This window comes from Shewanella sp. 10N.286.51.B7 (assembly GCF_002873615.1).
Lineage (GTDB): Bacteria > Pseudomonadota > Gammaproteobacteria > Enterobacterales > Shewanellaceae > Shewanella > Shewanella electrodiphila.
This window is the reverse complement of sequence record NZ_MCUF01000086.1, coordinates 1,475-6,528: the sequence shown is the minus strand read 5'-3', so window position 1 is coordinate 6,528 and position 5,054 is coordinate 1,475. Positions and strand designations below refer to the sequence as shown.

The following is a 5,054-nucleotide window of genomic DNA, read 5'->3' as shown; positions in this document are numbered from 1 at the left end:
GGGACATGATTCACTCTTAGGTTACCCAAACAACCTACTTAAAATATATCGCTTAATTAGCTTTCTCACCTTATGCGTTCAGACTGTTACTTAAATAATGAGCATTAAACCGATTGCTGATAAGCAAGTTGTAGCCATTGTTTTACTTCATCATTCACATCGCTAATATCTTTGAGCTGTATGCGGTGGCTACACATTGCGCCAAAAGGCCCTGAGTCTTCTAGGCAACCTTGGGGCTCGGTATCTTTAATTTTTAAGCCAAGATCGATACGGGTTTTGGTGGCTGGTTTTATCAGGGCAAATTGTTTTTTCCTAATGATGCTCACTGTCGCTTTTTTAGGGGTTATTACTACGTCTTGGCCAAAGTTGCTTACAATAGAAATCAGTAAATCGTAAATTGGCGTCAGTGCTTCTTTGCCTTGATATTGTTGGGTAACTAACTCATCAGTAGACTCATCTTTTTGTTTTGATAAGGTCACAATCGTATTGGCAAAGCCATGGGTTACTCCATGTTCGGTTTTTAAATATTTAACTGCCATTCCATGCTTTTCAATATTCTGCTGTGCAAGTATGTCGAGCCACTCTGGTAATGACTTGCCGGTTTTTTCCGGCATGTTATCAATCATGGTTTGCAGTGCTTTATCCATTTGCCTCTCCCATTTTCTGTTCCATTTATTCGCGAATGATTAAATATCATCTTTATCCTTATATGTATAAAGGTAGCTATTTGAACTCAATAATGCACTTGTTTTATATCAAGCCTCATAGACGACTGCAGACTAGAAGGTAGGGGCGGATTGTAGAAGATAGAAGATAGAAGATAGAAGATAGAAGATAGAAGATAGAAGATAGAAGATAGAAGATAGAAGGTAGAAGGTAGGGGGCGGATTGTAGAAGATAGGGAATGTCGACCGGAATGAAACTGATCACTCAAGTTTGTTGATTGCTTATAAGCAAGATTAGCAGGGAGTTACGAGCAACTCCCTTTTGAAGCGTGGTATAAAGAGCGCCTTTAACTCAAAGCTGGTTTGGAAACACTATATAAACTGAATGTTTAATCAGCATGTCCATGTTTATGTCCATGTTTATGCCCATGTCTAAGTTAATGTCAGTGTGAATGCCCATCACTGATTGCTTTTCCTTCTGTGTCATAAAACCCAGATGCGCCGTGTTCAACAAACCCTAATGTCACCATTTTAGTTAAAAACTCATCGCTATGATCGTCACCAATATCGGCGTAATCGGTCATTTTATAATGATTAAGCTGTTTGAAAAAAGTCGCGATTTTATTTGCATCATGGCTGAGCTCAGTCAGTTGCCATTGCTCATGTGTTTGATGTTTTCCTTGGTTTTTTGTCCAGCTAAAACGACTAATAAGTTGAAGTTCTGGTAACCAAACTAACTCAATTTTACTGTTGGCAGAGGTCTGAGTTAATATTTGCTGACGCTCACAGCCTTTGCCTGTTTCGGCGCTAAGGGTTAACTGTGAAATAAGCTTGTCTGAGATAAATTGATAACGATATGACCAATCGTGTTCAGATTTCCCGTGTACGACTTCTCCAGGTTGGTATTCTATACCGCGTTGATAATGATCAAAAAAGCGGGTGGGTTTGATTTGCTTATTATTGAGCAAAAACCACGATTCGGTAATGTCTGTTTGCGGATATTGATGTGCGACGGTGTTTCCCTGACGCCATAGGTTTAGCTTGCTTGTGTGGCTCGAATTTTTACTCGATACGTTTGGCGAATTATCAGAGGAGGTGAGTTGATAACTTGCCTGCAAGTTTGATGGTGATAACTCACATTGAGCCTCAGCAGCGCTCGATAACGTGATGAGTAAGCTTGATAGCATGAATGATAAAGGCAGTGATAACTTCACTAAAACTCCTATGACATTGGTTGTTTTGCTCAATGTCGGTGTAGATAGGTTAAGACTAAATAATTAATTAAACCCTTGGCTGCAACTGGGTTACAGCCAAAGGGTTTATTACAACTGCTCGTATTACTGTTCAAAGAACTGCTCTTATTACAGCTAGTATTACAGCTCTTATTACAGCTCTTAGTACAATTACAGTAATGACTAGTTGGTTTGCGCAGCGTTAGCTTTGTTAGTTAAATCAGCAGCAAAGTCCATGATGTGGTAAATCACACTCTGTTCATTGGTGCCATTGACTAACATTGCTCCTGGGCCGTAAGCATAGATCCCAACATCTTCACCCGCGTGAGTTTCAGAGCTGGTAGGCACTAAAGACTCTTGGTGGAAACCAGAAGAGGCTGTGTCGACATCAGTGAGGTCAAATCGACCTGCGGTAATGTCTTCGCCGTAACCAGCATCTGCATCAGTTTCAGTACCTAGGTTTTTAAAGCCGCGACCATTGGTGTAACCCAGTGTGGTGTATGGCATGCCATCTGAAGCTGTTGAAGGTTCTTCGCTACCAATGCCAACGACTGTTCCTAAGATTGGGTTACCGCGTTTTGGGTAACCTGCAATGGTAAACACGTGGCCGTGATCGGCAGTAACGATGATTAATGTGTCAGACATATCCGTCATTTCAACTGCTTTGGCAATCGCATCTGAGAATGCCAAAGTGTCAGTTAATGCGTTATACGCACTGCCTGCGTGATGACCATGGTCGATACGACCTGATTCAACCGTTAAGAAGAAACCTTCATCGTTGTTATCTAGGATATCAATGGCTTTAGCAGTCATTTCAGCGACAGAGGGTTCACCTGCAACATCATTGGCGCGATCAGCTTCGTATTGCATATGAGACTCGTTAAATAAGCCCATCACACGAGTCGTATTAGCGGCATCAATGGCATCAAAGCCTGCTTGATCCATCACATACACACCGTCTGTGTAGGTCGCTTGCCACTCAGCTGTTAAATCACGGCCATCGGTGCGGTCGCCTTCAACTGAGCTGACTGCATCTGCTGAGTTGTAAGCTGCATCTTTAGGTAAGAAATGACGGCGACCGCCACCCATAACGACGTCGATACCGTCAACATCAATCCCGTTAATGCGCGCTTCAAGATTGACTTCAAAGTTAACCAGTTGGTCAGCAATATCTTTACAACCAGCTGTAACGGCCTCTTCAGGCATATCTGAGATATCTTCCCAGTTACGATCGGCAGATTTAGCATAAGTAGCAGCGGGTGTTGCATGGGTAATACGTGCAGTTGAGATTACACCCGTTGATTTACCCGCTATTTCTGCCAGTTCCAATGCGGTAATTAACTCAGTGCCTGCCACAGTGCTGCAATCGCCACGCTCAACATTTTCATCAACCCCTAAAATGCCCGCGTCGGTTTTCACACCACTCATCATTGCAGTCATGGTGCCTGCTGAATCTGGCGTTTGTGCATCAACATTGTAGGTTTTAGCAAGGCCTGCAAATGGGAAGGTATCGAATGAAAGGTTATGCTCTTCACCGTTTTTACCTTGCATTTGTCCTTCTAAAATACGCGCTGCTGTGACAGTTGAAATACCCATACCGTCACCAACAAACAAAATCACGTTTTTAGCACTACCACGTAATTCATTTAACGCGCTTGCATTGACTGCTGCGACTGATTGCGCTGATGTTTTAGCGCTGTTACTTACCGCTAGATTTGGCATGGTTGCATTCAGCCAATTCTGACGTGCGGTGGTGATTTCTTGCTGACCCGCTACAAACCAGTCGTTATTAACACTGGTTAAGATTTCGCTGGTACTAACTTCAGTATTACCTGGTGCACATACGTATTCTGTAGCAGTGATTTCAGCGGTTTGTAATGCACCGTCACTGTCAGCATCAATACCTGAATCAATTTGTACACCGCTGTTAGGGCAGTTAGCGTCGCCAATGGCTAATGCTGTTTGTACGATAAGACTCGTTGAACCATTTGAACCATCAGCACCATTTGTTCCGTCAGTACCATTGGTTCCGTTAGCGCCATCATCACCGTCTGAACAAGCAGATAGACCGATTACAGCAAGGGCGACAAGAGATAGATTTAAGTTTTTCATATTCATTTCCTGCTTATTCCTGAATTAAGTCGAGAGATTGTTCAATAAGGTGAAATACTACGCTTTGCTCAACAACACCTTGCACAAGTTGTGCGCCAGGGCCTTGTGCATGCAAAGTAATGTCTTCACCTGAGTGGGTCTCTGAACTCATTGGAATCAAGGCTTCTTGGTGAAATCCTGATGTAGTGGTATCAACGTTTGTTAAGTCCTGACGACCAGCATTTACGTCTTCGCCATAACCAGCATCGGCATTGGTTTCGTCGCCTAAATCATGGAAACCATTACCATTGGTGTAGCCGAGTGTTGTGTACGGTAAGCCATCAGATGCCACTGTTGGTTCGGTTTCGCCAATAGCGACGACTTTACCTAAAATTGGGTTGCCGCGTTTTGGGTAACCAGCAATAGTGAATACATGGCCGTGGTCAGCGGTAACCAAAATAAGGGTCTCGCTTGGGTCAGTTTTTGCGACAGCTTCTTTAACAGCATCAGATAGGGCAATAGCGTCAGTTAATGCGTTATAAGCGCTACCAGCATGATGACCATGGTCAATACGACCTGATTCCACCATTAAGAAGAAACCATTGTCATTGTTATCAAGAATATCAATCGCTTTACCTGTCATTTCAGCTATTGAAGGTTCACCTGCCACATCATTGTCGCGGTCTGCTTCATATTGCATATGAGACTCATTAAATAGTCCCATGACTTGCTTGGTATTTTCAGTGTCGATGGCATCAAATCCTGCTTGATCCATGACGTAAACACCTTCGCTGTATTTGGCTTGCCATTCTGCGGTTAAATCACGTGAATCTGTGCGATCGCCTTCAATTTCACTCACGGCATCTGCGCTGTTAAATGTGGCGTCTTTTGGTAAAAAATGACGACGACCGCCACCCATGACGACTTCGATACCATCGATATCCACACCTTGAAAACGTGCTTCGAGATTGGCTTCAAAATTCACCAGTTGTTCGGCAATGTCTTTACAGCCGCCAGTTACCGCATCTTCTGGCATATCTGAGATATCTTCCCAGTTACGATCGGC

The 5,054-nt window shown here is 43.3% G+C and carries 4 protein-coding genes; all 4 read right to left on the bottom strand.

Annotated elements, in window-relative coordinates:
* Positions 1–104 precede the first annotated feature (104 nt).
* Positions 105–647, bottom strand: a complete 543-nt coding sequence (locus BCU84_RS19090) for a DUF4287 domain-containing protein (RefSeq protein WP_102529638.1) — start codon at positions 645–647, stop codon at positions 105–107.
* Positions 648–1,108: 461 nt separating this feature from the next.
* Complete coding sequence (locus BCU84_RS19085; RefSeq protein ID WP_241906491.1) at positions 1,109–1,879, bottom strand: hypothetical protein; 771 nt, start codon at positions 1,877–1,879, stop codon at positions 1,109–1,111.
* Between the two features lie 201 nt (positions 1,880–2,080).
* The gene (locus BCU84_RS19080; RefSeq protein WP_102529637.1) at positions 2,081–4,009 is read right to left on the bottom strand and encodes an alkaline phosphatase; all 1,929 of its coding nucleotides are present in this window, start codon (positions 4,007–4,009) and stop codon (positions 2,081–2,083) included.
* Positions 4,010–4,022: 13 nt separating this feature from the next.
* A partial coding sequence (locus BCU84_RS19075; RefSeq protein ID WP_102529636.1) for an alkaline phosphatase occupies positions 4,023–5,054 on the bottom strand: 1,032 nt, incomplete at its 5' end.

Bases quoted from the DNA above. Each gene is read 5' to 3' on its own strand.
- BCU84_RS19090 (WP_102529638.1), bottom strand. From the start codon at position 647: ATGGATAAAGCACTGCAAACCATGATTGATAACATGCCGGAAAAAACC.
- BCU84_RS19080 (WP_102529637.1), bottom strand. From the start codon at position 4,009: ATGAAAAACTTAAATCTATCTCTTGTCGCCCTTGCTGTAATCGGTCTA.